The organism is Micromonospora sp. M51 (assembly GCF_018070305.1).
In the GTDB taxonomy this organism is placed as follows: Bacteria; Actinomycetota; Actinomycetes; order Mycobacteriales; family Micromonosporaceae; genus Micromonospora; species Micromonospora parva.
In genome coordinates, this window is the sequence record NZ_JAGPXZ010000583.1 from 1 (window position 1) to 4,049 (window position 4,049).

Genomic DNA, 4,049 nt, shown 5'->3' on the forward strand with positions numbered 1-4,049 from the left:
CAGCCACCCCGGCCTGGAGCGCCACGATCAGATAGAGCCGCATCCGCTGGCGACTCTCCCGCACGGCCCGCCCGGCGCGGGTCCGCAGCCTGCCCGCCGTCCGCGTCCCGGCCGTGAGTCTCATGGCGGGGGCTACCCGGCCCGGCCCCCGACCGAACCTGCGCCGAACGGCTACGCCGGGTACGCCATCGCCGCGGTGAGGGCGACCACCCCGGGCAGCCGGGTGTCCTGGCGCAGGAACTGCACCACCACCGGCACCGGGGAGCGCAGCAGACAGCCGTACGGCCGGTCGAGCCGCACCGCCTCCGGGTCGATCAGGTCGTTGAGTCGCACGTGGCGCACCCGACGGGCGTCGACGGTGATGGCGTACGGGCCGACCGGCTCGGCGTCGGCGTAGTAGAGGTGCAGTTCGGTGTCGGCGCGGGTGTCGGTGGTGTTCAGGACGCACAGCTGGTCGAAGCTGGTGAACGCCGGCTCCGGGCCGGTGCTGGGGAACGGGATGTGCCCGCCCGGCACGACCCACAGGCGGGCCCCGATCTCGGTCATCAGCTCTCCTCCAGCAGCCGGGCGAGGTCGGGGCTGAGGAACACCCCGTCCGGGTCGAGCCGGCGGCGGGCGTCCTGGAAGTCGTCCCACCGCGGGTAGAGCGGCCGCAGGTCACGGGCAGTCATCCAGTGCTTCTTGCCCCAGTGCGGCCGGCCGCCGTACTGACGGAAGACCGCCTCCATGTCCCGGAAGTAGTCCTCGTACGGCAGCGACGTGTTCTGCAGGCAGGCGATGGTGGTGGTCGGTCGGCCGTACGCGTTGCTCAACCAGATGTCGTCGGCGGCGATGGTGCGCACCAGGACCCGCCAGCCGACGACGGTGCGGTGCCGTTGCAGGATCCGGCGTCGGACCTCGGCGAAGCAGGCCGGGAACGCCTCCGACGGCAGCATGTACTCGATCTCCTCGAACCGCAGCTCCCGTTCCCGGGGGATGGTGCGGTGGATCGGACCGGACCGGATCTCGTGGGGCGCACCCCACGGGCCGGAGTCCGGCACCCGTGGCGCGGCCCACACCCGTTCGCCGGACGTCCCGTCCGACCGGTTGAGGGTGCGGATCTGGGTCTGGTCGCTGCGCGGGTACCAGTAGAAGTCCATGTTGCGGTTGGTGTGCTGCATCTCGGCGAGGTGGTCGAGGGTCCAGTCGACGTGCGCGCACCACGCCCGACGGCGCAGCTCGTACTGCTGTTGCACGTCCAGGGTGACCTGGGTGACCACCCCGAGAGCGCCCAGCGAGAGCCGGGCCGCCGGCAGCAGGTCCGCGTTGTCGTCGGCGGAGATGTCCAGCACCTCGCCGGTGCCGGTGACCAGGCGGACGCCGACCACCTGGGTGCACAGGTTGCCGAAACCGACGCCGGTGCCGTGCGTGCCGGTGGCGGTCGCGCCGGCGATCGACTGGTAGTCCACGTCGCCGAGGTTGTCCATGGCCAGCCCGGCGTCGTACAGGCCCTCACCGAGGGCCTTGAGTTTGGTGCCCGCACAGGCCCGCGCCCGGTCGGCGTCCTCGGCGATGACACCGGCGAGCCGGTCGACGCTGAGCAGGATGTCGTCGGTGCGGGTCAGCGGGCTCGACGAGTGGCCCGACCCGACCGGCCGGATCGTCCGCCCGGACTCCCGCGCCCGGACGACCAGCTCCCGCACCGCGTCCTCGTCGGCCGGCTCGGCGAACTCCCTCGGGGTGAACGAGAGGCTGCCGGACCAGTTGACGAACTGTCGCATGCGGCGGGGTACCCACCGGCATGACCGGTAGTCGCGTTTCCGCGCCGACCCGCCGGGTAGGCAGTCGCGTGCCGGCCTTCGGCTCCGCGAGCACGCCGCCGATCGACTCGTACGCGTTCCTCTCCGACACCCACACCGGGGCGCTGATCGGCGCGGACGGCGCTGTCGACTGGTTCTGTGTGCCGCACTTCGAGGGCGACGCGGTCTTCGCCCGGCTGCTGGACCGTCGCGTCGGTGGCGCGTTCACCTTCTCCGTCGCCGCTGACGCCGCGCCGGTCCGCCGGTACCTGCCCGGCACCCTGGTGGTGGAGAGCGCGTACCGGGCCGCCGGTGGCACCGCGACCGGTCAGGACTTCCTCGCCGTCCGGACCGGCGACGAGGCGCAGCCGTTCCGCGCGGACATGCTGCTGGTGCGCCGCCTGCACGTGCGCGCCGGGTCGGTGCGGGTACGAGCCGAGGTGACACCGCGCCCCGGGTACGGTTCCCGCCCGGTGGACTGGCGGTGGGACCACGGCCAGTGGGTGGCCGCCGAGGCGGGGCTGCGGCTGCGTTCCGGGCTGTCGTTCCGGGTCGACGGCGCGACGCTGCGCGCCGAAACGGTGCTGCGCGCGGGGCAGACGGTCGACGTACTGCTCGGTTACGGCCCCGGCCGCATCGACGAGGTCGACCCGGCCGAGCTGCTGGCGCGGACCTGCCGGACCTGGCGGGAGTGGACGGACCGTACCGACTACACCGGGCGGGGCAGCGCCGAGGTGCGGCACAGCGCGGCCGTCCTGCGGGGCCTGTCGTTTGACGAGACCGGTGCGTTGCTCGCCGCGCCGACCGCCTCGCTGCCCGAGGAGATCGGCGGCGTGCGCAACTGGGACTACCGCTTCACCTGGCACCGCGACGCCGCGCTGCTGCTGCTCGCGCTGTTCCGGCTGGGTCACGCCGAGGAGGGCCGTCGTTACCTGCACTTCCTGCTCACCATGTGCGATTGTGCCGGCGAGGTTCTCACCCCCCTCGTCGGGATCCACGGGGTGACCCGCGAGGAGGCGGTGCTTGAGCACCTCGACGGGTACGCCGACTCACGGCCGGTGCGTATCGGCAACGAGGCCGCCCACCAGCTGCAGTTCGACACGTACGGGCACGTGCTCGACGCCACGCTGTCGTACCAGCAGCTCACCGGTGAGTTGACCACTGAGCAGTGGCAGGTGCTGCGCCGGCACGTGGACACCATGGCCACCCGGTGGCGGGAGCCGGACCACGGCGTCTGGGAGATCCGCGGGCCGCTGCGGCACTACGTCAACTCGAAGATGATGGCCTGGGTCTGCCTCGACCGGGGCATCCGCCTCGCCAACCTGGTCGGCGACCACGACGCCCCCGTCGAGCGGTGGCGCCGGGAGCGTGACGCCATCCACGCCGAGGTCGTCGAGCGTGGGTTCGACACCGGCGTCGGCAGCTTCGTGCTGGCGTACGACTCGACCGAACTCGACGCGTCGTTGCTGCGGATGCCCCTGGTCGGGTTCCTCGCCGGTGACGACCCGCGGGTGCTGTCCACCATCGATCGCATCCGGCGGGATCTGGCCGTCGCCCCGGCGCTCATCCGCCGGTACACGGCCGACGACGGGTTGCCCGGGCAGGAGGGCGCGTTCCTGCTCTGCTGCTTCGAGCTGGTCTCGGCCCTGGTCCTGGCGGGGCGACGCGAGCAGGCCGCCGAGTTGTTCGACCAGTTGTGCGGGTACGCCGGGCCGCTCGGCCTGTACGCCGAGCAGCTCGACGCCGACGGCACTGCGTTGGGCAACTACCCGCAGGCCTTCACCCACCTGGCGTTGATCGATGCGGCGCTGAACCTCGACGGTGCCGGCGACCGCGACGCGCTGCACGCGTGGGCGCAACGGGCGGCGCGACCGGGAACAGCCGACGGCTGACCGCGTCTCGGTGAGGTCCCAGCGCGTGTCCGCAGCGTGCCGGCGTGCCCGGCCGTCGCTGCCGCATTCTGTGCCGAGTCTGGGAGTCCGCCGATGTGCCCGCGACGGCAACGGGGACCAGCGTACGGTGATGGACAAGTCCGGCTTTCCGGGTTAAAAGCCTCATTGGTGATGACCGGGATGCCGGTGTCGAGACGGCGAGGGCAAGGAGCGATCCGTGGAACATCTGGCCTACCTGGACGCGGGGTCCGGCAGCCTGATCGTGCAGGCGGTCGTGGGCGGGGTGGCCGGCGCCGCGGTCGCCGCGAAGCTCTACTGGCGACGGCTCGTCGACCGGTTCCGCCGGCAACCCACCGACCAGCGCTGAGCAGGCCAGTCC

Annotated in this window: 4 protein-coding genes; 2 read left to right on the plus strand and 2 right to left on the minus strand. The window is 72.3% G+C overall.

What is annotated here, in order from left to right:
* Positions 1–171: 171 nt before the first annotated feature.
* Entirely contained in the window at positions 172–546 is a 375-nt protein-coding gene (locus KBX53_RS24920) for a sensory rhodopsin transducer (protein WP_030332602.1), read from the minus strand.
* Positions 546–1,760, minus strand: coding sequence for a D-arabinono-1,4-lactone oxidase (locus KBX53_RS24925; protein WP_210861958.1), 1,215 nt, complete (start codon positions 1,758–1,760; stop codon positions 546–548). The genes KBX53_RS24920 and KBX53_RS24925 overlap by 1 nt, the downstream gene beginning before the upstream one ends.
* Before the next feature lie 68 nt (positions 1,761–1,828).
* Between KBX53_RS24925 and KBX53_RS24930 the strand changes: the two genes are divergently transcribed.
* Together KBX53_RS24930 and KBX53_RS24935 are read left to right on the plus strand one after the other, a co-directional pair.
* Complete coding sequence (locus tag KBX53_RS24930) at positions 1,829–3,670, plus strand: glycoside hydrolase family 15 protein (protein ID WP_210861960.1); 1,842 nt, start codon at positions 1,829–1,831, stop codon at positions 3,668–3,670.
* Positions 3,671–3,887: 217 nt separating this feature from the next.
* Positions 3,888–4,037, plus strand: coding sequence for a hypothetical protein (locus KBX53_RS24935; RefSeq protein ID WP_165947858.1), 150 nt, complete (start codon positions 3,888–3,890; stop codon positions 4,035–4,037).
* Positions 4,038–4,049: the final 12 nt, after the last annotated feature.